This is a genomic window from Pseudarthrobacter sp. rb (assembly GCF_056389225.1).
In genome coordinates this window covers 124,094-146,124 of the sequence record NZ_JBWJAR010000009.1, presented here as the reverse complement: position 1 = coordinate 146,124, position 22,031 = coordinate 124,094, and the positions used below count along the sequence as shown (strand labels likewise).

Here is a 22,031-nt window from a genome sequence, read left to right as displayed (position 1 = left end):
GTTCGAAGGAAAAACGAAAGAGAGAACTGATGACGACTCGTGCTACCGCACGGCACCGCGCCGAGGTCACCAAAACCAACTCGATCGCTGTCATTGCCAAAGCTGTCAGCGACAATGCCGGTGGCATGGGCCGCCAGGCTGCTGTCATCGCTGCTGCTTCCGGTCTGGTCCTGACCAGTGGCATCGCGGCCAACGCTGCCGACACCAACGTCAAGCGCGATTCCGCTCCTGCATCCCAGCTGGAAGTTGAATCCGTCGTCGACGCCCCGATTTCCGCGGCTTCCACTATTTCCATCAGCTACGAGAAGCCCGCCGTTACCACCACGCCGGCTCCCGTCGTTGAGCCGGAGCCCGAGGTTCAGGTGCAGGAAGCTGCTCCTGCCGCCCAGCCGGCTGCTGCTCCCAAGGTCACCGCCAAGGTTGCAACCGCTGCCGCTCCGGCCGCACCGGCAGGCCAGGCTTCGGCCAGCGGCAAGGGTGCTGCCATCCTGTCCGCCGCTTACGCCCAGCTCGGCGTGCACCAAGACTGCACCATGCTGGTGACCAACGCACTGGCCGCCGTCGGCATCCACTTCCACGACTGGCCGGCTGGCTACCTGTCACTGGGTGACACTGTGCCCATGTCCCAGGCCCAGGCCGGTGACCTGCTGTACTACGCTGACGGTGGCGGAGGTATGGCTCACATTGCCGTTTACGCCGGAAACGGGATGGCCGTCCACGGCGGCTTCAACGGCAACGACACCGTGGTCTTCAGCGCCAATGTTGGCTCTGGCGCGGTTGCCATCCGCGTACGTTAGGCAGTCCTGGGGCGGCCTGATCCAACGCCGCCCGCGAATTGCTGTAAGGGACCCCCGCCGCCAGGCGGGGGTCCCTCGCGCTTTAACGGGTTCCCCCAGTGGTGCCCCTTGCCTTTCCCGTCTTCGTGCCCCGGTTGGGCTCCGGGGGCGGCGATTACCTGATTTTGCACTTCTTTGTTTACTCTTGTGATGTCGATCCATAGCCCGGACATGCCGAGGGCAGCCGGCCCTCGTGCCCCTGACGGGTGCGGCCGTGAAGAGGTAAGTGCATGCGCACTCTCGTTCTGAATGCTGGATATGAACCGCTGGCGGTTATCACTTTCCGCCGGGCGCTGGTGCTTGTGCTCACGGGCAAGGCAAGCGTGGTGGCCGAAGGGGATGACCCGGTGGTAGGGCCCACCGACGTTCTGGGCCGCCCGTCCGTGATCCTCCTCAACCGCTACATACGGCCCCGGTACAACCACTCGACGGCAGTCAGCCGCAGGGGTGTGCTCCGGCGCGACGGACATAAATGTGCCTACTGCGGCAAGGCGGCGCACACAATCGACCACGTTCACCCGAAGTCGCGGGGCGGTGCCGATTCATGGGAAAATCTTGTGGCCGCCTGCCTGCGGTGCAACAACGTCAAGGGCGACCACACTCCCGCGGAGATGGGCTGGACCCTTCGGTTCGTGCCCGGGCCGCCGCACGGAACGATCTGGCAGATCAAGGAACTGGAGAAGCCGACGCCGGCGTGGGATCCGTTCCTTCTTCCGGAGCGCGCCGCCTGACGCATCGCGCTGCCCCCAGCCTTGCTGATCGCTAGTCTGGGGGAGTGCAAAAGAGCATGGTGGTTTTCGACGCCCTGATCCTGGCCGGGGGGCGGTCATCCCGGCTGGGCGGGGTACCCAAGCAGTCGCTGGTCTACCAGGGCCAGACCCTCCTTGAGCGCGCCGTGGCCGCGGCAGACGGCGCCCGCCGCACCGTGGTGGTGGGTGATGCGGGGTCCCTGCCGGTGGAGTCCGGGGGTCTGCCGGCCCCGTCAACCCGGCCCTCCGCCGTGCTGATGTGCCGCGAGGAGCCGCAATTCGCCGGGCCTGCTGCCGCAATAGCCGCAGGCCTGGCCGCGCTGGCCAGGAGCGGTGAAGGTGCGCCCTGGTGCCTGGTGCTGGCGTGCGACATGCCGCTGGCCTCCCAGGCGGTGGCTGTGCTGAAGGATGTCCTGACGCGCACCGATGCTGCGGCCGGTGGGGGTGGTGTGATGGCTTGTTCCGGCGATGGAAGGGCCCAGCCCCTGGCGGGTTTTTACAGCACGGCTGAGTTAACAAAAGCCTGCTGCGACCTGGCTGCCCGCAACGCCCTGGTCAACGGATCTGTGAGGGCGCTCCTTGCTAGTCTGGACGTGCAGCTTGTCACAGTCCCCGCCGGGTCCACATCCGATGTGGATACCTGGGACGATGCTGCCGCGCTGGGGATTGCCGCCGGGAACCAGCGCGCGGGCCAGGACCCGTTCATGGGCGGAGCTAACGTGGGAGGCAAGTCGTGAAAAGCCAGGACGAGACGCTGGAAGAGTGGTGCAGGGCGCTTCTCCAGGCCTACAAGCTTGAAGATGTCCAGGTGGATGTCAACGCCGTGCTGGCGCTGGCCGGCGTCGCTGCCCATGCGGTTGTCAGGCCGGCCGCGCCGCTGACCACCTTCATCGCAGGCTTCGCCGCAGGGCTGGCGGCTGCTCCCGGCAGGGAAATGGACGCAGCATCGATGGACGCGGCGCTGGCCGTTGCCCGTTCCCTCGCGGAAGACTACGACGCTGAAGCCGCCGGGACTCCCGGCGAATGACGGCAGAACCCCACAGCGATCCGGAGGCGCCACCGGGCAGTGAAGCAGAGGCGCACAAAACTGAACAGCCGCATGACGCCCACCATCATGCGGCCCACACCTGGGAAGAGGCCCGGCAAGCTGCGTTCGATGCAGCAACCCCCATACCCCCCGGGCCGGTGGCGCTCAGGATAGCCCTGGGCCGCAGACTGGACCGGGACATCGTGGCCCTTCAGGACATGCCCCACTACGCGTCCTCAGCCATGGACGGCTGGGCTGTCAACGGCAGCGGCCCGTGGATCCCGGTGGAGCCCGGAACGCGGCTGGCACCGCACCAGGCGAGTCCCATTGCCACGGGAGGCCTCATCCCGCCCGGCGCCAAGGCAGTCCTTCGCACCGAGAATGCTGTCCTCGGCACGGACGATGAGGGGCTCCCCATCCTGATGCCCGGCGGCAAGGCGCGCCCCGGCGAGCCCCGCGCGGGAGAACACATCCGCAAGGCCGGCGAGGAAGCACTGGAAGGGGACACCCTGGTCAAGGCAGGGGTGGAGCTCAACCCGGCACACCTGGCGCTGGCCGCCCTGGCCGGCTACGACGAAGTCCAGGTCCAGGGGAAGCCGGTGGTCCGCCTGGTGCTCACGGGGTCAGAGGTGGTGGAACAGGGCACTCCGGCCCCGGGCCAGGTGCGCGACACGTTCGGCCCGCAGTTGCCCGACGTCGTGGCCATGCTGGGCGGCATCGCCGGCGGACAGCAGCGGATCGGCGACTCCTACGCCGAATGGCTGGCGGCGCTTGAGGACGTGCTGCCGGAGGTGCCCAGCGCGCCGGACCTGCCCGCCGACGTCGTTATCACCACCGGGGGTACCGGGCGCTCCGGAACGGACCACCTGCGGCGGGCTGTGGCGGAGCTCGGCGGACGGCTCATCATCGACGGCGTGGCAATGCGCCCGGGACACCCAGCGGTTCTCGCCGAGCTTCCGGACGGCCGCTTCGTCCTGGGGCTTCCGGGCAACCCGCTGGCGGCCATGATGGCCCTCTCCACCGTGGGTGCTCCGCTGCTGGCCGCACTGGGGCACCGGTCCATGCCGCCCGTGGAGGAAGTGCCCTGCGGGACGATGGTCGAGCCGGACCCCGGACGCACCAGGCTGATGCCGTTCCGCCTGCTGTACGGCATGGCGTCTCCGGCGCAGCATACGGGACCGGGCATGATGCGCGGGCTGGCCGCTGCCGACGGGGTCCTGGTGGTGCCGCCGCACGGAGTGCAGCTGGGCGAACTGGTGCCGGCCTTCGCCCTGCCATGGGGGCCGCCCATTCCGCGCCCTGGTGACAGGGAAGCAAAAGCCAAACCGCGGAGCAATGCCCGGACGGGCCAGCCCAAGGCCAAACCGGCACCGAGCGGACCCGTGGACTGGAGCGCCCTCCTGGGCTGAGCCAGTTTTGGGCTGAGCCGTTCAGGGCCGGTCGGATGGGCCGTGGCAGGCTCTGTTGGTGCCATGATGGAGTAATGAACAGGCAGGGTGGAACATGGGACGAGTAACCCAGCGCCGCAAGGTGCACAAGTATCTCCTGGATGGTTCTCCGGGCGCCCTGGAGTACCCGGTCCGCCACCGCGAAGACGTCCTCGCCGTGGAGGAACCGCTGGAAATCCGGCTGGGCGGTCTGTCCTACTCGGTCACCATGCGCACGCCCGGCGACGACTTTGACCTGGTGGCCGGATTCCTGGTGTCCGAAGGGGTCATCTGGGCCCCTGAACAGCTGGTGTCGCTGCGGTTCTGCGCCGGCGAGGACGAAAACGGCGTCCAGACATTCAACGTGGTGGAGGCCCAGCTGCGGCCGGACGTTCCGCTCCCCGACGCCGGCCGCAGGGTCTATACGTCCAGCTCCTGCGGCATCTGCGGGACGGACTCCATCGAAGCCGTCCAGAAGTCCTCGCACCACAGCCCGCAGGCGGACCCGCTGACGGTGGACGCGAAGGTCCTGGCCGCCCTGCCGGACCTGCTGCGGGAATCCCAGCGCGTCTTTGATGACACCGGCGGGGTTCACGCGGCGGGCCTGTTCAGGATCGACGACGACGGCGCGCCACGGCTTCTGTGCCTGCGCGAAGACGTGGGACGGCACAATGCGGTGGACAAAGTGGTGGGCTGGGCGCTGCGCGAAGGGCTCCTGCCGTTGAGCGGGACGGTCCTCCAAGTGTCCGGCCGGGCATCCTTCGAGCTGGTGCAGAAAGCTTCGCTCGCCGGAATTCCCGTCCTGGCTGCCGTCAGTGCCCCGTCCAGCCTCGCCGTGGAACTGGCAGAGGCGAACGGTTTGACCGTGGCGGGATTCAGCCGCGGCACCAGTTTCAATATCTATGCCGGGGACTCCCGGATCCTGAGGCCCGAACCCGCCGTCCCAAGGACGTAGCGGCGCCAACACCTGGGCCGGTCCCGCTGCATGGACCCGGGGGGTTGGTTGCGGTGCTGTCAGCGGGTAGATTTGTCCATCGAATGGACTCGATGATCCAGTCTCCAGCTTAAAGAGGACCTATATTGCATGACGACCGCAGGATCACGGAAGTCCGCCTGGCCAGGTTTGTGCGGGAGCGCATTGTCCCTGCCGTTTACAGCAGGACAGTCCCGCTTACCCTGAGCAGCTGGGAAGTGCCCGGTGAGCCGGTCCCCGCGCTCGAGGCGATGCGGCAGGAGTTCCAGCCGCAGGAGCACGGTGCCCCCTGGGGGCGGCCGTGGGGTACCACGTGGCTGCGGCTGCAGGGGGAAGTGCCCGAATCCTGGGGCGGCGGCCCGGACACCACGGTGGAGGTGGTGGTGGACCTGGGGTTCACCACCGAGGCCCCCGGGTTCCAGTGCGAGGGCATCGCCTGGCGCTCCGATGGCAGCATCATCAAGGCAATATCACCCCGCAATCAGTACATTCCGCTCAAGCTGCTGGGCAGCGGCATGGCCGTGGACTTCTACGTTGAGGCGGCCGCGAACCCGGACATGGCCCAGGGCTGGACGTTTGCCGCCACCCTATTGGGGGACAAGGTGACCGCAGGGGAAGCCCCGCAGTACCGGCTCGGAAGCATCGCCATCGCCGAACTGAACCAGACCGTGTGGGAACTGCAGCAGGACATCTGGACCCTTGCCGGCCTCATGGAGCAGCTTCCGCTGGAGCTTCCGCGCCGCCACGAGATCCTCCGGGCGCTGGAACACATGATGGACGTGATGGACCCGGACGATGTTGCCGGGACCGCGGGGGCAGGGCGGCGGGCGCTCGCCGATGTCCTGACCAGGCCTGCCTATGCCTCCGCGCACCAACTGGTTGCCACCGGGCATGCGCACATCGACTCCGCCTGGCTCTGGCCGGTCCGGGAAACCATCCGCAAATGTGCGCGGACGTTCTCCAACGTGGTGGCCCTGATGGACGAGGACCCCGGCTTTGTCTTCTCCTGCTCCTCCGCGCAGCAGCTGGCCTGGATCAAGGAGCTGTACCCGGACCTGTTCGGCCGGATCAGGGAAAAAGTCCGCGCCGGGCAGTTCGTCCCGGTCGGCGGCATGTGGGTCGAGTCGGACACCAACATGCCCGGAGGTGAAGCCATGGCCCGGCAGTTCGTGGAGGGCAAGGGCTTCTTCCTGGACGAATTTGGCATTGAATGCAGGGAGGCGTGGCTCCCGGACTCATTCGGCTACAGTGCGGCCCTGCCCCAGATCGTGAAGGCCGCGGGCAGCCGCTGGTTCCTCACGCAGAAGATCTCCTGGAACCAGACCAACAGGATGCCCCACCACACGTTCAACTGGGAGGGGATCGACGGCACCCGGCTCTTCACCCACTTCCCGCCGGTGGACACCTACAACTCCGACCTCAGCGGCAGGGACCTGGCCCACGCCGAACGGAACTACCGGGACCACGGCCGCGGCACCGTGTCGCTGGTGCCGTTCGGGTATGGCGACGGTGGCGGCGGCCCCACCCGCGAAATGCTTGCCGCCGCTGCACGCACGGCCGACCTGGAAGGATCGCCGAAGGTCAGGGTCGGCTCCGCGGAAAGCTTCTTCCGGCAGGCCGAGGAAGACTATCGAGCTTTGCCGGTCTGGGTGGGCGAGATGTATCTGGAGCTGCACCGCGGCACGTACACCAGCCAGGCGCGCACCAAGAAGGGCAACCGGCGCAGCGAGCACCTGCTGCGTGAAGCCGAATTGTGGTGCGCCACGGCTGCTGTCCGCGCCGCCGGTGCCTACGAGTATCCCGGCGCCGAGCTCAAGCGCCTTTGGCAGCTGGTGCTGCTGCAGCAGTTCCATGACATTCTTCCCGGCAGTTCGATTGCCTGGGTGCATCAGGATGCCGAGCGGAACTACCAGGCCATCGAGAGCGCCCTCGAGTCGCTGATCGGCCGCGCTGCCGCCGCCATGCTGGGCTCCGGTGACCGCCGGTTCCTGTTGAACGCCGCCCCGCACGCCCGGGATGGAGTTCCCGCGCTGGCGGCGGCTGAAGCGGCGGTGGCCCCGGAGCCGGTGCAGGCCACACCGCATGAGGATGGCTACATCCTGGACAACGGAATCATCCGCGCCGTGGTGGATGCCGACGGACTGCTCTCCTCCCTGTGTGACCACGCCAGCGGCCGTGAAGCCATCGCTCCCGGCCAGCACGGCAACCTGCTGGAGCTGCACCGGGACACCCCCAATGAGTGGGATGCCTGGGACATCGACGAGTTCTACCGGCGCAACGTCACACAGCTGGTCCACGCAGAATCAGTCCGGCTTGCCACCGAAGGCGGCAGCGTCGTCGTTGTGGTGGAACGGCTGGCAGGCGCCTCCCCGCTGATTCAGCGCATCACGCTTGCCCCCGGCAGTCCGTCACTGGAGATCACCACGTCAGTGGACTGGCAGGAGCGCGAAAAGCTGCTGAAGCTTGGCTTTGCCCTCGACGTCCGGGCTGACAGGTCGGCTGCCGAAACGCAGTTCGGCCACGTTTTCCGGCCCACCCACACCAACACCTCGTGGGAGGCCGCGAAGTTCGAAATCTGTGCCCACCGGTGGATCCATGTGGGTGAACCCGGCTACGGCGTGGCCGTGTCCAACTCATCCACCTACGGCCATGACGTGGGCAGGAACATCAGGGAATCCGACGGCGGAACCACCACCACGGTGCGCCTGTCGCTGCTGCGGGCGCCCAAGTTCCCCGACCCGGACGCAGACCGGGGGCGGCACGAGTTGACCGTCACCATCCGCCCGGGTGCTGACATTGCCGATGCCGTCCAGGAAGGGTACCGGACCAACCTGGCGCCCCGGCTGGTCAGCGGAGGCGCCGGCGTGGAGCCGCTGTTCTCCGTCAGCAATCCTGCCCTGGTCATCGAAGCGGTGAAACTGGCGCAGGACGGTTCCGGGGACGTGGTGGTCCGGCTGTATGAGTCGCTGGGGAAGCGTTCGGCGGGGAACATTACGGCGAACTTCCCGGTGCAGGACGTGGTGCCAACGGACCTCCTGGAACGCACCACCGAAGCTGCTGGAGTCCAGCCCACCGGCACGGGTGCCGTGCTCAGACTCCGGCCGTTCCAGCTGGTGACACTGAGGTTTGCCCGGGCGTAGGTGCCCGGGGGCAGACCGGGGGCTGCTGAAAGGGCCTTAAACAGGCTGAGTGGGGGCGGTCCCCAACGGTCCGCCACCACTCATCCCCCCAATGTGTGCGAAGGCCCCCGGGGCGCCCGCGTTTTGGAATTTATCCCCGTTCGAAAACGCTGGGCAGTCCCGCCTTCACACATTCATGATTGTGTCACACACTAATGATTTTGTGAAAGCCCGTGAAGGTTACGTTTCGGTAGATGTCCTGCGGCTGCGCACGGTACGCGCGTTGACCACCTTGGCCGCCCAGATCAGGGCCAGTCCAACGACGTAGCAGAGTACTGCCGTGTAGTTGATGATGAACTCCAGAGCGTCCATGGAGGGCGGCACCACCGGGAAGAGCAGGGTGAGGGCCACGGCGACTCCGCCCAGGGCAAGCAGGGCCGAGGCTGCCCGCACCAGGGGCGGCAGCCGGTCCTTCACCGCACGCACCATTGCCGGCACCAAGGCCAGCCCCACATACGCCGGGTAGGCCCTGCCTGCCGCACCGTAGAACTCAACAAGCGCGAAGTTCCGGCCGTCCTTGTCTGAGATGGCCTTGAGGCCCGCAGAGGAACCGGCGGTGTCCATCATAAAGAAGACAGCGACCAGGACCACGGAGACAGCCAGCAGGACCAGCATGCCGGCCCGTCCCGTAATAAGGCGGTGTGCGCTCTCTGCGCCGAACCCTCTGGAGATGCGGATGCCCATGAAGTAGATGGCACCGAAGATCACGAACCGGAGCAGCAGGTTGGCCAGGTTGATTCCCCCCAGTGCCCGGTCGATCACCAGGTAGGGGCCCTGGATGCTCAACAGGATGGCCAGGGTCATCATGGCAAAGATGCCGAACAGGGACCGGTTTTCACCGCGGAGGGTGCTGGGAATGCGTGCCGCCGCAACGAATGCGCAGACGGCCAGTGTGGTCCATTGAAGGGTCTCGATCATCCCAGGTTCTCCCAAATCTTCTCTGTCTGCGCCTGGTCCTGCTCCTGCCGGCGCAATACTTTGCCCAGTGCCTGGAGCCTGTCCCCTGCAAGCGCGGTAAGTTCTCCGTCCGAGAGGCTGTCCAGAGCAGCCTGCCGGGCTCCCGGAGGCCAGCCGGCCTCTTCCTCCGTGATGACCCCGGTGGCCACCAGCCCGCCGGCCGGTCCCACCCCGGCCGCCAGGGCCGTGGCCATGGCAAGCTCGGGGGAGAGCCGGTTCGCGGTCAGCTGGGCGGAATAATTCTGCGGGGCCACGCCGGTGGAGGCCGAAACGCGGTGCCGCACCTCGCCGTCGTCAATGGCGTCAACCCAGTTCTTCACGGAGGTGCCGTGCGGGGCAGGGGTGAGAGCTGGGGCGGCCGCCCCCCGGGCGGCGTCCATGGCCGGACGGGCCAGGAGGGCCCGGAGGAGGTCTGCGCTGGAAATCTGGCTCACCAGCTCGTTCCTGGTGGGCGGGCGGGGCGGACCCGCGAGGGCGCTGTAGGCATCGAACCCGGCCAGCGCTGCCACCGGGTTGATTTTGTAGGCGCGGCTGATGCTGACCACCGTACTCACCGAGACCTTGCCCCGGACCAGTTGCTGGGCCAGCGTGGTCCGTTTGATCCCCGAGACCCGGCAGACGTCGGCAGTGCTGGCATCCGGCGCGATGCTTTGCAGCCAGCGCTGGAACGCCTTGGCGGAAAGGGTCATGGGGTGCTCTCTGCAGAACGGGTGGTGACGACGATTTTACCGTGCCCGCCTGCCGCTCCGGCCCGTGCCCGCCGTGCCGCGGATTTTGTCCATGGCCCACTTTCCTCTATAGTTGTTGGTCGAGCCCGCTGGTCCGTACACCCCCCAAGTCCGGACCAGCGGGTTCTTCTATGTCCTGCAGCCCCAGCGGCGCCGCGGCCCGCAATTTCGCCGCCTCTGCCGGCCGTCGACGGCTGTCCGGGCAGCGGCGAAAGGACGAATCAATGACTGCAACCCTTGTTGCCAAGGACGTCTCCGGTGGCCATGGGCACCGCACGCTCTTTTCCGGGCTCTCGCTGACAGTGGCGCCCGGCGACGTGGTGGGCGTCGTGGGTGCCAACGGGGCAGGGAAATCCACGCTGCTGCGCCTCCTTGCCGGCGTCGACCAGCCCCATGCGGGCTCCGTCAGTCTTGCCCCGGCCGATGCCTTCGTCGGCTGGCTGCCCCAGGAACACGAGCGTGTCCCAGGAGAAACGGTGGCAGGCTACATCGCCCGCCGGACAGGCTGCGCGGAAACCACCCTTGAAATGGAATCCACCGCGGAGGGCCTCGGTTCAGGTGCTCCCGGCGCAGATGATGCCTACGCGCGGGCCTTTGACCGCTGGATGGCCTCCGGCGCCGCCGACCTGGATGACCGCATCCCTGCCGTGCTGGCGGAGCTGGGCCTGGACGCCGGCCCGGACGCGCTGATGACCGGCCTTTCCGGCGGCCAGGCGGCCCGGGTGGCGCTGGCTGCCCTGCTGCTGAGCCGCTTCGATGTGGTGCTGCTGGACGAGCCCACCAACGACCTCGACCTCGCCGGCCTGGCCACCCTTGAAAGCTTCGTGACAGGGTTGCGCGGCGGGGTGGTGCTGGTCAGCCATGACCGTGAATTCCTTGCCCACTGCGTGACCAGGGTGGTGGAGCTGGACCTGGCACAGAACAGCGTGGCCGTGTACGACGGCGGCTACGACGCCTTCCTTGAGGAACGCGCCGTGGCCCGCCGGCACGCCCGCGAAAAGTACGAGGAGTTCTCCGCCACCAAGGCAGATCTGGTGTCCCGGGCACGGACCCAGCGTGAGTGGAGCTCCCAAGGCGTCCGGAACGCCATGAAGAAGAACCCCGACAACGACAAGATCCGGCGCGCCGCCAGCACCGAGTCCTCCGAGAAGCAGGCCCAGAAGGTCCGGCAGATGGAATCCCGCATCGCCCGGCTGGACGTGGTGGAGGAGCCCCGGAAGGAATGGCAGCTGCAGTTCAGCATCGGCCAGGCACCGCGCTCCAGCGCCGTCGTCGCCACGTTGCGCGACGCCGTGGCACGCCAGGGGGACTTCACGCTGGGACCGGTGAACCTCCAGCTCAACGGCGGGGAGCGGGTGGGCATCACCGGGCCAAACGGCGCAGGCAAGTCCACCCTCCTGCGCCTGCTGCTGGGAACCCAGGCACCGGACGACGGCGACGCCTCCATGGGTGCCACCGTCGCCGTCGGCGAAATCGACCAGGCCCGGGGACTGCTGGACGGTGCCCAGCCACTGGGCGACGCCGTCGAAGCCGTGCTGGCCGACTGGAACAGCGCGGACGTCCGCACCCTTTTGGCGAAGTTCGGCCTCAAGGCGGACCACACGTCGCGGACCGTGGATTCGCTGTCGCCGGGGGAGCGGACGCGGGCAGCCCTGGCGCTGCTCCAGGCGCGCGGCGTGAACCTGCTGGTGCTGGACGAACCCACCAACCACCTCGACCTGCCGGCCATTGAGCAGCTCGAAGAGGCCCTGGAAAGCTACGACGGAGCGCTGCTGCTGGTCACCCACGACCGCCGGCTGCTCGAAAATGTCCGACTCGACTACCGGTGGCACCTGGAAAACGGCACGGTCCAGGAGCTCCACCACACTGCAAGCCAGGAGAAATAACCATGAGCATGGACCGCGTGGCGTGGAGTTCGCTCTACAACATCAGCACCGCCAAGAGCGGCTCCAAGCCGTTCTCCAAGGAAACCCTGAAGCGGGTCCTGGCCTTTGCTGCTCCGCACAAGGGCAAGCTCATCGCTTTTGTGCTCTCTTCCATCGCAGCGGCTTTCCTGGCCGTCGCCACCCCGGTGCTTGCCGGCCAGGTGGTTGACGCCATCATCGCCAAGACGGATGCCGGTACGGTGATCTGGCTGGCCGTGCTGATCGCCATCGTGGCGGTGGGCGAAGCGGGGGTGGGGCTGTTGACCCGCTGGCTGTCCTCGACCATCGGCGAAGGCGTCATCGTGGACCTGCGCACCCGGGTGTTCGACCACGTGCAGCGCATGCCCATTGCCTTCTTCACCCGCACCCGGACGGGAGCCTTGGTCAGCCGACTCAACAACGACGTCATCGGAGCGCAGTCCGCCTTTGCCGGCACGCTCTCCGGCGTGGTGAGCAACTCCGTGGCGCTGGCCCTGACCCTGATCGTGATGCTCAACAAGTCCTGGCTGGTCACCGTGCTCGCCATGGTCCTTCTGCCGATCTTCCTGATCCCTGCCCGGCGCATGGGCTCCAAGCTGGCGGACCTGCGCCGCGAAGCTGCCGCGCACAACGCCGCCATGGGCACCCAGATGACCGAGCGGTTCTCCGCGCCCGGCGCGACGCTGGTGAAGCTGTTCGGCCGCCCGGATGAGGAATCCCGCGAATTCGCTGCCCGCGCGGGCCGCGTCCGCGACATCGGCGTCCGTATGGCGATGCTGCAGTTCACATTTGTCACGGCACTGACCCTGGTCTCCGCGCTCGCACTGGCGCTGGTCTACGGCCTCGGTGGCTGGCTCGCCCTGGGCGGCCAGCTCGCGCCCGGCGACGTGGTGGTCCTGGCGCTGCTCCTGACCCGGCTCTACGCCCCGCTCACGGCGCTGTCCAACGCCCGCGTGGAAGTCATGAGCGCGCTGGTCAGTTTTGAGCGGGTGTTTGAAATCCTGGACCTGAAGCCGCTGATCCAGCAGAAGCCGGATGCTGTGCCCGTTCCTGCCGGGCCCGTGTCCGTGGAGTTCGATAACGTCCGCTTCGCCTATCCCTCCGCGGACAAGGTCTCTTTGGCCTCGTTGGAGGAGGTCTCCACCCTGGACACGCGGGGCGGCGAGGAAGTGTTGCACGGCGTCAGCTTCCGGGTTGAGCCAGGCCAGACGGTGGCGCTGGTGGGTTCCTCCGGGGCCGGCAAGTCCACCATTGCCCAGCTGCTGTCGAGGCTTTACGACGTCGACTCGGGCGCCGTGCGTCTTGGGGGCACCGCGCCGGGGACGGGGCTGGACGTCAGGGACACCACCTTCGATTCGCTGCGGGACACCCTGGGCATGGTCACCCAGGACGGCCACCTGTTCCATGAGACCATCGCCTCCAACCTCCGGCTGGCCCGGCCCGACGCCACGGACGAAGACATGTGGGACGTCCTGCGCCAGGCCCGGCTGGAGACGATGATCAGGTCCCTGCCGGACGGCCTGGAGACGGTGGTGGGGGAGCGCGGCTACCGGCTTTCCGGCGGCGAACGCCAACGGCTCACCATCGCCCGGCTCCTCATTGCCCAGCCGCGGGTTGTCATCCTCGATGAGGCCACTGCCGCGCTCGACTCCACGAACGAAGCCGCCGTGCAGGCAGCCCTGGGCGCCGCACTCGAGGGGCGTACCGCCGTCGTGATTGCGCACCGGCTCTCCACTGTCCGCGCGGCGGACGCCATCCTGGTGGTGGAGGGCGGCCAAATCGTGGAACGTGGAACCCACACCGAACTGCTGGCGGCGGGCGGCCGCTACGCCGAGCTGTACCGGACGCAGTTTGCCGAGGCCACAGCTGTGGCGCAGGAGTCCGTCCCCGAGTTCTAAGGGCTGGAAGCCGCTGCCTAGAGGGCCCGCGAGGCCAGCAGGGGCAGGATGTGGTCCGTCAGCAGCGGCGCGAGGTCCCGGGGGAGGGCCGCGTCCGCCGGCCTGCTGATGTCCAGCCACCGGATCTCGGCGATTTCAGCCGCGGGAGTGGCCTGCCACGTGCCCGGAGCCACGAACACGGTGGCTTCGATGTCGGTGGCGGCCTCGTTCGCGGCGTCCGCGATCCAGACACCCATCAGTTCAAGCTCCTGCGGCCGCACCACGATCCCCACCTCCTCGGCGAGCTCGCGGGCTGCGGCTTCAACGGCCGTCTCGCCGGGTTCTGGCTTGCCGCCCGGATGCATGAACATGCCGGTCCCGCGCTTCCGCACGGTCAGGAGGCGCCCGGCGTCGTCAAACACGCAGACGGCGGAAACCACGATCCGGTCCTTCATGCGGTGATCCTTGCCAGGCGCGAGACCAGCAGGAGGTCCTTGCGGGGACCGGTGACGTCCCAGCTGTAACTGAACGCGTCCGGGCCCTGGCGGGTGTAGGACACGCGGTAGGTGTCGGGGTCGCACCAGTGGGTGTCCTGGCTGGTGTCAGGGGTGAAGCTCATGCGGTGGAACGGCCTGCCGTCGGGAAAGAACACGTCCAGCGCATCGGGCTGCGGCAGGGGTTTCAGGACGTACTCCCGCGAGGCGGGACCGGTAAAAGAAGGCCAGCGCATGGTGCCTTCCTCGCGAAGGGTCAGGCCGCCGTCGTCCGTTGGCGTGTAAACCACGACGCCGGAAAAGGTTCCGTGGGTGCCGTCCGACCTGTCCAGCAGGTCCCGCTCAAGCTGCCAGCGCCCAGCCTGGCTTGCTGCGCTGACGCCCAGGAGGTAGGCGCGGAGGCTTGGCTCCGGGGAAGGAGAATTCAAGTGCCCTCGATTGGAATCGAACCAACGACACCGGCTTTAGGAGAGCCGTGCTCTATCCACTGAGCTACGAGGGCGGGTGTCCGGTGGGGTTCGGCGAGGCCGGTCCGTCCGGACACGGTTACAAGCATACAAGGTGCCGGGCCGTACTACGCTCAAGGCATGAGTCCAGCCCCCACTGCCACTCCCGTCACTGCCTTCACCCCGAACGTAGCATCCACCCGGCAGTACATCGGGGCGTGGGCAGTGCTGAGCGTGCTGCAGTATTTCGCTGCCGAGGCAACCGTGGCCATGGCGTGGGCGGGTCGACGTCCGTACAACCTGCGGACCGGGTACATCAGCGACCTGGGGGCGCTCCACTGCGGAATCTACTCAGGACGCGACGTCTGCTCCCCATTGAACTGGCTGATGAACGCCTCGTTCGTGGTCCAGGGCCTCGGGCTGCTGCTGGGGGCGATATTGCTGACCTCGGGACTGCTGCGCGTGGCCGCCCGGCCCGGCACCCGGGTTAGTTGGGCCCGCAGGGAGCCTTGGCTCGCGGCCTCCGCCGTCCGGCTGCTCACCGGAGCCGCCGGCGTTGGAACCGTGGTGGTGGGCCTGGTCCCCGAAGACGTTGGCTCCCCCTGGCACTATGCGGGCGCCGTTATGTACTTCATCACCGGCGGCGCGGCACTGCTGGTGCTCGGCCTGCTGTGGCTGCGGAAGACGGGGATGGCGTGGTTCATCCTGGCGTGCGGCACCGTGTCCTTGGCGGCGGTCGCCACCGGGGGATTGACTCGCATGGAGGTACCGGAGCCGGGGACGCTGGAGCGGCTGATGGGCTACCCGGTGACGCTGGGGATGGCGACGGCGGGCCTGGTCATTGCGCAGCGGGTGCACCGGCACCGGAAGCAACGCCGCGCTGCGGAAGCTGCCGCAAGGGCAACTGCCGTTTAGCGCTCTTTCCGCTTCCGGCTGTTGAGGAAGACTGCGGCCGCCCCGGCCAGCAGGCTCAGCACCAAAAGCACCCAGCCTGCAATGGTGAGCCCGGACGCCAAAGCCACCTGGCCAGCGTCGGGACCTGGCGTGCCCATCATGGCGTCAATGGCTACGTTGCCCCACAGCCGAACCACCACGAACAGCATGGGCGCCGCCCAGAGCGCCCAGCGCACCGCCTTCCGTGCCACGTTGGTCCCAATGAGCAGCAGCCACGTGAACCCGAAGATCAGCGGGAAGAGCGTGCCGGCGGTCTTGTGGACGTAACTAAGCTGGCCCAGTGCGTCGCCGTTCATGACGCCCTGGAGCCGGCCGATGTAGCCGGCATCAAAACCGCCCACCAGGGAATCCGGCATGGCCATGTCCTGGGACAGCTGCGTGAGCTGGTCCAGGGTCAGAAGGTGCAGGTACCAAAACAGGAACAGGCTGGCCACCACACCGGCGATCACAATCAGGTTGCTGTTGCCCTGCGCCTTCTCCGGCGTGCGCGACGTGGTGGGGTTGACCACCGGCGGCAGGTGGTGCTGCGGCACAGCCGCGTTGGCGCCGTGCTTCTTGATCCGCTGGGCAGGGGTTTTGGCCATGGCACCATTATCCCGCCCCATAAACTGAACCCATGACCACTGGCCGACACAGCGCAGCTGTTCTTGACCCCTCATTGGATGACTACGACCTGGCGGCCGCCCTGGTCCGCGAAGCCGGCCAGCTGGCGCTCCTCATGCGCATGGCCGGGCTTGAGTCAGAACAAAAGACTTCTGTGTCCGACGTCGTCACCGCGGCCGACCACGCCGCGGAAGCCTACGTCCTGGAACAACTGCGGCGCTGCCGGCCGGACGACGGGATCGTGGGCGAGGAAGGTGCCTCCGTCCAGGGGACCAGCGGCCGGACCTGGGTGATCGACCCCGTAGACGGTACCTACAACTTCCTGCACGGTTCCACGTACTGGTGCTCAGCCATCGCGCTCAAGGACCGCCGCGATGTGCTGCTGGGCGCCGTCTTCCAGCCGGAGGAGGACAAACTGTGGCTGGGCGGGCATGACCGGCAGGCCACCTTGAACGGTGAAGCGCTGACCTCGTTTACCGGCGACGAAGGCAGGCGCAACACCATCAGCGTCGCCGAACTCGGCGCTGCCACCTACATCCATCCCACTTGGTTGATGGACCCGATGTGTGCCATGCCGTGGCACGCTGCGGCCACCTCCGCCGCATCCCTCCGCATGCTGGGATCCGGTTCCTGCGACCTTGGCCGGGTAGCCGACGGGCAGCTGGGGTGCTGGTTCCAGCACAGCTGCCCGGAGTGGGACTGGCTGCCGGGCAAGGCGATTGTCCTTGCGGCCGGCGGGGCCGTGGATACCGTCCGGGTCAACGGGCTGGAGTGGTTCATCGCAGGAGGAACGACGGCGGTCCGAGAGCTGCGTGCGGCCCTCGAGTCAGGCTCTGTGGCCTGAAGCAATCGCCCGCGCAGCGGGAGTAATCCACAGGCTGGAAGGCGTTGTCGGTCCCACCGCCTAGACTTGTAGGCACCATGGATATGTTGTTTGACCCGTACTCTGACGGACCGTTCAAGGCCGCTCCCGCCTCCACCGCCCGGACAAGGACGGAGCCTGAGGGCGTTGCCACCACGGCAGGGCCGGGCGGAATGCCGGAGCCAAACGCCGGCGGGCACAACACCTCCGGGGGCTGGCAACAGTCCAACCACGACGCCGGCAGCCGGCACCACGGTGACGGTCACCAAGGCAGTCGCCGCCCCGGCGCCGCCCAGCTGCTGGAGGGACTGAACCCGCAGCAGGAGGAAGCGGTCAAGCACGGCGGATCGGCGCTGCTGATCGTCGCCGGCGCCGGATCCGGCAAGACGCGTGTGCTCAGTAACCGGATCGCGTACCTGATCGCCACCGGCCGTGCCCACCACGGCGAAATCCTGGCCATCACGTTCACCAACAAGGCGGCCGCGGAAATGCGGGAGCGCATCGAGGCGCTGGTGGGTGGACGCGCCAAAATCATGTGGATTTCGACGTTCCACTCGTCCTGTGTCCGGATCCTGCGGCAGGAAGCGGCCAACGTCGGCCTGAAATCCAACTTCTCCATCTATGACTCCGCCGACTCCCTCCGCCTGGTCACGCAGGTTTCAAAAACCCTTGACCTGGACCCCAAGAAGTTCGCGCCGAAAGCCATCCAGCACAAGATTTCGGCGTTGAAGAACGAACTGATCGACGCCGAGTCCTTTGCCTCGGCAGCCAACTACAACGATCCCTTCGAACATGCGGTGGCGGACGTCTACAAGGGCTACACGCAGCGGCTCCGCCAGGCCAACGCCATGGACTTCGACGACCTCATCGCCGAGACCGTCTACATGTTCCGAGCATTTCCGGCGCTGGCGGAGTCCTACCGGCGCCGGTTCCGCCACGTCCTGGTGGACGAATACCAGGACACCAACCACGCCCAGTACGCCCTGGTCCGGGAGATCGTGGGGGAGGGCCCCGGTGCCTCGGAGCTCACCGTTGTTGGCGACTCGGACCAGTCCATCTATGCCTTCCGCGGTGCGGACATCCGGAACATCGTGGAGTTCGAAAAGGACTACCCCGAGGCCCGCACCATCAAACTGGAGCAGAACTACCGTTCCACCCAGAACATCCTGAGTGCCGCCAACTCGGTCATCTCCCGCAACCCCAACCGGCCGGAGAAGCGGCTGTGGACCGCTGAGGGCGAAGGCCACAAAATCATCGGTTACGTCGGCGAAAACGAACACGACGAAGCGCAGTTCATCGCGAAGGAGATCGACCGGCTCCAGGACGAGGAGAACCTCCGCCCGGGCGACGTCGCCATCTTCTACCGCACCAACGCCCAGTCCCGTTCCATCGAGGACGTGCTGGTGCGCGTGGGCCTGCCGTACAAGGTGGTGGGCGGCACCCGCTTCTACGAGCGCAAGGAAATCAAGGACGCCCTGGCCTACCTGCGCGTCCTGGTGAACCCGGACGACGACGTCAACCTCCGCCGGGTGCTCAACGAACCCAAGCGCGGCATCGGCGACCGTGCGGAAGGCGCCGTGGCGGCCCTCGCCAGCCGCGAACGCACGTCCTTCATGGCCGCCGCCCGCCGCGCCGACCAGGCGCCCGGCATGGCCACCCGTTCGGTCAACGCCGTCCTGGGCTTCGTGAAAATGCTGGACGACCTCGCCGAAGTGGCTGCCGGGTCCGGGGCTGCCGCGGCACTCGAAGCAGTGCTCGAGCAAACCGGCTACCTTGCCGCGCTGCGGTCCAGCACCGATCCGCAGGACGAGTCCCGCGTGGAAAACCTGGCCGAGCTCGTGGCCGTGGTGCGCGAGTACGAACAGGAAAATCCCGAGGGCAGCCTCGGCGCATTCCTGGAACAGGTGTCCCTCGTGGCAGACGCCGACCAGATCCCGGATGCCCCCGGCGCGGACATTGACGCCGCCGTCGCCGAGGCCAAACGGCTGGGCGTGGTAACGCTGATGACCCTGCACACCGCCAAGGGCCTGGAGTTCCCGGTGGTATTCCTCACCGGCATGGAGCACGGGCTCTTCCCGCACCAACGCTCCGCCACCGACCCCAAGGAACTGGCTGAGGAACGCCGGCTGGCCTACGTGGGCCTTACCCGTGCCCGGAAGCGGCTGTACGTGACCCGGTCCGAGGTACGCAGCATGTGGGGCCAGAGCCAATACAACCCGGCCAGCCAATTCCTTGAGGAAATCCCCGCGGAGCTCCTGGAATGGAAACGGGAAGGAACCAGCCGGCAGTCGTGGGCCGGCGGCGGTTCAATCGGCTCGGGCCGGTACAGCGGATCGTTCTGGGGCGCCGGTACCGCCCGCGGAGCCGCGGCAGATTCTTCGGCCGGCTTCAATGCCGACGTTCCGGCGTTCATCGCCAAGAACCGGGTGCAGCCGCAGAAGGAAATTATCGCCGTCAGCGTGGGGGACAAGGTCAACCACACCAGCTTCGGCAACGGAACGGTCCTGGCCCTCGAGGGGGCCGGAGACAAGACCGTGGCAAAGGTGAAGTTCGACGTCGGTGAAAAGCGCCTGCTGCTGCGCTACGCCCCGCTCACCAAACTCGACGCCTAGGAACGCCCGCGCCCGCGCCGCCCCGTCAGCGTGCGGTGCGGCGGGCGCGGCGGGTGCAGCATCAGCTACGTGCCCGGGCAGGACCCGGCCACGAGGCGGCGGGCCATGGCCACTGCCCGGGCCCCGTATGCAGCGCCGTCCAGGACCGCGGCCGTGGCATATGCGCCGTTGAGGACGATGAGGAGTTCCTCGGCAAGCTGATCGGGATCCTGGGCGCCGGCGTCGGCCGCCAGTTCGCGGAACCAGTCGCGGACCTGCTGCTTGTGCGCGACGGCTGCCAGATGGGCCGGGTGCGACCCCTCGGGGAACTCGGTATTGGTGTTCAACATGGGGCACCCCCGGTAGCCGCTCCCGGCGCAGTCCGTGGCCAGTACTTCGAAGACGGCAACGAGCTTGTCCTGCGGAGCCGCTTCCCCGCCGGCGGCATCACGCATGCGTTCGAACCAGGCGTCGGCCCGGCCCTGGACGTAGGCGGTGGCCAGTGCATCCTTGGTAGGAAACTGCCGGTAGACGGTGGCGTTGCCCACCCCGCACTCTTTGACGACGGCATCCATTCCCACAGCCCGGATACCGAGCGCATAAAACAGGCGCGTGGCAACTTCCAGAACGTTGCGCCGATTTTCCTCAGCAGTCCTGCGCACCACAACACTCCCCCTAATCGCTCCGACATCGACGCACCAAGTTTGACAGACGGAACGATCCGTCACAAACTTGGGAACGATCCGTCACATTGAATGTGCGGACCACGCGCGAACAGGAGAACAGCATGAAGTCAGCAGTACTGGGGACCGGCATGGTCGGACGGACCATCGCAGCACGCCTCGCAGAGCTCGGCCATTCCGTCACCGTCGGCACCCGCGATCCTGACGCCGCCATGGCCCGGAACGCGGCGGATGCGATGGGCAACCCGGCCTTCGCCGCCTGGGCCGCCGAACACCCGGACATCAAGGTTGCGCGATTCTCCGACGCCGCTGAAGGCGCCGAGCTTATCGTCAACGCGACCAACGGCGGAGCATCCCTTGACGTTCTGGGGCAGGTTGGGGATGGAAGCCTCGATGGCAGGGTGGTCCTGGACATTGCCAACCCGCTCGACTTCAGCAACGGCATGCCGCCAACCCTTTTTGTGAAGGACACCGATTCGCTGGCTGAGCAAATCCAGCGTGCCTTCCCCACTGCCCGGGTGGTGAAGGCGCTGAACACCCTGAATGCGGACCTGATGGTCCGTCCCGGACTGCTGCCTGACCCTGGTTCCGTCTTCGTTTCCGGTAACGATGCGGAGGCGAAGGCCATAGTCACCGGGATCCTGAAGGATTTCGGCCACCAGGACGTCATCGATCTCGGCGACATTACGACCGCCCGTGGAACCGAGATGCTGCTGCCTGTCTGGCTGCGCCTTTGGGGTGCACTTGGTACGCCGGCCTTCAACTTCAAGATCGTCCGCTGACGGGCCGGACCCGGCAGTCACACGCGGGTTGCCTGAGGGCCGCGCCGGCTAACACCAGTGGCTGAGCGTCCCTGACTTTCCGCGGCCGGGCATAATGGAGGCCATGCGACGGACTGTATGGGGGATGCTCGCCGCCCTTTTCCTTATCACCGCCACGGGCTGCACGGTGACCACCAAGGACCCGGCCTACGTTCCGCCGGCTCCGTTGCACCCCATGGAGCAGCTGGAAAAGGCGCCACTGGCCGATGCGAAAACGTTCTCCAGCGGCGCAGATGTCCTCTCTTTCATCACCGCCGACCGGACCATCGCGTGCTCGCTCACGTCCGCCCGCGGGGAACACCTGAACCTGCCCTACGAGCAGAACCGCTACAGCGACGCCGCCAACAACAAGCTGCCCATCGTCCCGGTAGCCCACTGCGAGCTCGCCTCCTATCCGGCGCCCGAGCCAGGCGATATCAAGGACGACTGCGCCGGAACCCACCTTGGCTACCTGGGCGGTGTGGCCCTCCTGTCGCCGGACACCGCCCGATACGGTGAATGCCGCTCCGGCGTCACATCCATGGAAGGAACCTACGGGCCCAAGGGGAGCAAGGAGGGAACGCTGACCCAGTTGCCCGTGCTTGCGGACGGGCAGAACCTGGAACGCAACGGACTGCGCTGCTCCGCGTACAACCGCGGCGTGGCATGCGGAAACGTCTCCGCCGGCGTCGGATTCTTCGTTTCGCCCAAACGTTACGAGCTGATTCAGGGGGCGGCAAAAAGCGGCCAGCCGCCGCAGCAGGAGGGCCCAAAAACCCCGTAATTCCGCGGTTTTTCTACGCTCCATAGAATAGTGTGCTTACTCACATAAGGGGTAGTCTGGGACGGCCCGGTCCCTCCAAAGGACTAGAGTTCCCCATGGAGCATTACGCCGCGTGGCTCGTTTCCAGACAGGCCGCCGGTGCGTGCAATCCGCAGCC

The 22,031-nt window shown here is 67.1% G+C and carries 20 protein-coding genes and 1 tRNA gene; 14 read left to right on the top strand and 7 right to left on the bottom strand.

What is annotated here, in order from left to right; all coding sequences use genetic code 11:
• Positions 1-29 precede the first annotated feature (29 nt).
• The 7 genes from ACWRN3_RS13980 to ACWRN3_RS13950 all read left to right on the top strand — a co-directional run bounded on the left by ACWRN3_RS13980 (position 30) and on the right by ACWRN3_RS13950 (position 8,152).
• Positions 30-797 carry an NlpC/P60 family protein gene (locus ACWRN3_RS13980; protein ID WP_324644247.1) on the top strand — a complete coding sequence of 256 codons (768 nt, stop codon included), beginning with the start codon at positions 30-32 and terminating at the stop codon, positions 795-797.
• Positions 798-1,066: 269 nt separating this feature from the next.
• On the top strand, positions 1,067-1,567 hold the full coding sequence (locus ACWRN3_RS13975; protein WP_255174519.1) for an HNH endonuclease: 501 nt from the start codon (positions 1,067-1,069) through the stop codon (positions 1,565-1,567).
• Positions 1,568-1,611: 44 nt separating this feature from the next.
• On the top strand, positions 1,612-2,322 hold the full coding sequence (gene mobA, locus ACWRN3_RS13970) for a molybdenum cofactor guanylyltransferase (RefSeq protein WP_476741002.1): 711 nt from the start codon (positions 1,612-1,614) through the stop codon (positions 2,320-2,322).
• The gene (locus ACWRN3_RS13965) at positions 2,319-2,612 is read left to right on the top strand and encodes a DUF6457 domain-containing protein (protein WP_275181861.1); all 294 of its coding nucleotides are present in this window, start codon (positions 2,319-2,321) and stop codon (positions 2,610-2,612) included. Before mobA ends, ACWRN3_RS13965 begins: the two co-directional genes overlap by 4 nt.
• Positions 2,609-4,021 carry a molybdopterin molybdotransferase MoeA gene (locus tag ACWRN3_RS13960; RefSeq protein WP_476741001.1) on the top strand — a complete coding sequence of 471 codons (1,413 nt, stop codon included), beginning with the start codon at positions 2,609-2,611 and terminating at the stop codon, positions 4,019-4,021. Before ACWRN3_RS13965 ends, ACWRN3_RS13960 begins: the two co-directional genes overlap by 4 nt.
• Positions 4,022-4,115: 94 nt before the next feature.
• Positions 4,116-4,994 (top strand): formate dehydrogenase accessory sulfurtransferase FdhD, encoded by an 879-nt coding sequence (fdhD, locus tag ACWRN3_RS13955; protein ID WP_476741000.1) that lies wholly within the window; start codon positions 4,116-4,118, stop codon positions 4,992-4,994.
• Between the two features lie 125 nt (positions 4,995-5,119).
• Positions 5,120-8,152 (top strand): alpha-mannosidase, encoded by a 3,033-nt coding sequence (locus tag ACWRN3_RS13950; protein ID WP_476740999.1) that lies wholly within the window; start codon positions 5,120-5,122, stop codon positions 8,150-8,152.
• 219 nt (positions 8,153-8,371) lie between these two features.
• On the opposite strand, the gene ACWRN3_RS13945 is transcribed toward ACWRN3_RS13950, so the two are convergent.
• Entirely contained in the window at positions 8,372-9,109 is a 738-nt protein-coding gene (locus tag ACWRN3_RS13945; protein ID WP_476740998.1) for a hypothetical protein, read from the bottom strand.
• Positions 9,106-9,837, bottom strand: a complete 732-nt coding sequence (locus ACWRN3_RS13940) for a hypothetical protein (protein WP_476740997.1) — start codon at positions 9,835-9,837, stop codon at positions 9,106-9,108. The genes ACWRN3_RS13945 and ACWRN3_RS13940 overlap by 4 nt, the downstream gene beginning before the upstream one ends.
• Positions 9,838-10,100: 263 nt before the next feature.
• Here ACWRN3_RS13940 and ACWRN3_RS13935 point away from each other — a divergent pair, with 263 nt between their 5' ends.
• Positions 10,101-11,762: an ABC-F family ATP-binding cassette domain-containing protein gene (locus ACWRN3_RS13935; RefSeq protein ID WP_476740996.1), complete on the top strand. Its 1,662-nt coding sequence runs from the start codon at positions 10,101-10,103 to the stop codon at positions 11,760-11,762.
• Between the two features lie 2 nt (positions 11,763-11,764).
• On the top strand, positions 11,765-13,678 hold the full coding sequence (locus tag ACWRN3_RS13930) for an ABC transporter ATP-binding protein (protein WP_476740995.1): 1,914 nt from the start codon (positions 11,765-11,767) through the stop codon (positions 13,676-13,678).
• A 17-nt stretch (positions 13,679-13,695) separates the two neighbouring features.
• On the opposite strand, the gene ACWRN3_RS13925 is transcribed toward ACWRN3_RS13930, so the two are convergent.
• The 3 genes from ACWRN3_RS13925 to ACWRN3_RS13915 all read right to left on the bottom strand — a co-directional run bounded on the left by ACWRN3_RS13925 (position 13,696) and on the right by ACWRN3_RS13915 (position 14,653).
• The gene (locus ACWRN3_RS13925) at positions 13,696-14,112 is read right to left on the bottom strand and encodes an NUDIX hydrolase (RefSeq protein ID WP_476740994.1); all 417 of its coding nucleotides are present in this window, start codon (positions 14,110-14,112) and stop codon (positions 13,696-13,698) included.
• On the bottom strand, positions 14,109-14,579 hold the full coding sequence (locus ACWRN3_RS13920; protein WP_476740993.1) for a DUF6314 family protein: 471 nt from the start codon (positions 14,577-14,579) through the stop codon (positions 14,109-14,111). The genes ACWRN3_RS13925 and ACWRN3_RS13920 overlap by 4 nt, the downstream gene beginning before the upstream one ends.
• A 1-nt stretch (position 14,580) precedes the next feature.
• Positions 14,581-14,653, bottom strand: a tRNA-Arg gene (locus ACWRN3_RS13915).
• An 85-nt stretch (positions 14,654-14,738) separates the two neighbouring features.
• On the opposite strand from ACWRN3_RS13915, the gene ACWRN3_RS13910 reads away from it, so the two are divergent.
• Positions 14,739-15,512 (top strand): DUF998 domain-containing protein, encoded by a 774-nt coding sequence (locus ACWRN3_RS13910; RefSeq protein WP_476740992.1) that lies wholly within the window; start codon positions 14,739-14,741, stop codon positions 15,510-15,512.
• On the opposite strand, the gene ACWRN3_RS13905 is transcribed toward ACWRN3_RS13910, so the two are convergent.
• Positions 15,509-16,135 carry a hypothetical protein gene (locus tag ACWRN3_RS13905; RefSeq protein WP_476740991.1) on the bottom strand — a complete coding sequence of 209 codons (627 nt, stop codon included), beginning with the start codon at positions 16,133-16,135 and terminating at the stop codon, positions 15,509-15,511. The genes ACWRN3_RS13910 and ACWRN3_RS13905 overlap by 4 nt on opposite strands.
• A 32-nt stretch (positions 16,136-16,167) precedes the next feature.
• Here ACWRN3_RS13905 and ACWRN3_RS13900 point away from each other — a divergent pair, with 32 nt between their 5' ends.
• Positions 16,168-16,998 carry an inositol monophosphatase family protein gene (locus ACWRN3_RS13900; RefSeq protein ID WP_476740990.1) on the top strand — a complete coding sequence of 277 codons (831 nt, stop codon included), beginning with the start codon at positions 16,168-16,170 and terminating at the stop codon, positions 16,996-16,998.
• 83 nt (positions 16,999-17,081) lie between these two features.
• Positions 17,082-19,628 carry a DNA helicase PcrA gene (pcrA, locus tag ACWRN3_RS13895; RefSeq protein WP_476741022.1) on the top strand — a complete coding sequence of 849 codons (2,547 nt, stop codon included), beginning with the start codon at positions 17,082-17,084 and terminating at the stop codon, positions 19,626-19,628.
• Positions 19,629-19,693: 65 nt separating this feature from the next.
• On the opposite strand, the gene ACWRN3_RS13890 is transcribed toward pcrA, so the two are convergent.
• Complete coding sequence (locus tag ACWRN3_RS13890) at positions 19,694-20,269, bottom strand: TetR/AcrR family transcriptional regulator (protein ID WP_476740989.1); 576 nt, start codon at positions 20,267-20,269, stop codon at positions 19,694-19,696.
• 125 nt (positions 20,270-20,394) lie between these two features.
• On the opposite strand from ACWRN3_RS13890, the gene ACWRN3_RS13885 reads away from it, so the two are divergent.
• Together ACWRN3_RS13885 and ACWRN3_RS13880 are read left to right on the top strand one after the other, a co-directional pair.
• Complete coding sequence (locus tag ACWRN3_RS13885; RefSeq protein ID WP_476740988.1) at positions 20,395-21,072, top strand: NADPH-dependent F420 reductase; 678 nt, start codon at positions 20,395-20,397, stop codon at positions 21,070-21,072.
• A gap of 94 nt (positions 21,073-21,166) precedes the next feature.
• On the top strand, positions 21,167-21,874 hold the full coding sequence (locus ACWRN3_RS13880) for a hypothetical protein (protein ID WP_476740987.1): 708 nt from the start codon (positions 21,167-21,169) through the stop codon (positions 21,872-21,874).
• The last annotated feature ends 157 nt before the right edge of the window (positions 21,875-22,031 follow it).